Below are 423 nucleotides of genomic sequence, written 5' to 3'. Positions count from 1 at the left end.
CTCGACCATCCGCCGCATGGTCAGCTATTTCGCCCGCCACGAGGTCGACAAGAAGGGCAGGAATTACGGCAACGAGGACAATCCCTCGGAGGGCTACATCGCCTGGCTGCTGTGGGGCGGCGACGAAGGCCGCGCCTGGGCGCTCGAGATGAAGAAAAAGGTCGGCAACGCGCCGGATATCTGAGACCGCTTCACCCCTTCACTCCGCCGGCCGTGAGCCCCGAGACGATCCTGCGCTGGAAGATCAGCACCAGCACGACCAGCGGCACGGCCGAGATCAGGATGATCGAGGTCGGCACGGCGCCGACGCACCAGTTGAAGAGCGCCGACAGCCACTCCGGACTGGCGCCGCCCGGTGTCGGCTGCAGTGCGTAGCCTATGCCGACCCAGATGAAGGACGCGCCGAGCGTCACCACGATGGCG

At 66.2% G+C, this 423-nt stretch carries 2 pseudogenes; one reads left to right on the top strand and one right to left on the bottom strand.

The annotated features are described in order from the left end of the window. Window positions 1-184 (top strand): annotated as a pseudogene (locus EN859_RS35470) (hypothetical protein); the annotation flags it as partial. Window positions 185-191: 7 nt separating this feature from the next. On the opposite strand, the pseudogene EN859_RS38460 reads toward EN859_RS35470, so the two are convergent. Further along, window positions 192-423 (bottom strand): annotated as a pseudogene (locus EN859_RS38460) (hypothetical protein); the annotation flags it as partial.

It is taken from the genome of Mesorhizobium sp. M00.F.Ca.ET.216.01.1.1 (assembly GCF_004010325.2).
GTDB lineage: Bacteria > Pseudomonadota > Alphaproteobacteria > Rhizobiales > Rhizobiaceae > Mesorhizobium.
Note: the sequence above shows the minus strand (reverse complement) of the source record. Positions and strands in the feature narration are given on the sequence as shown.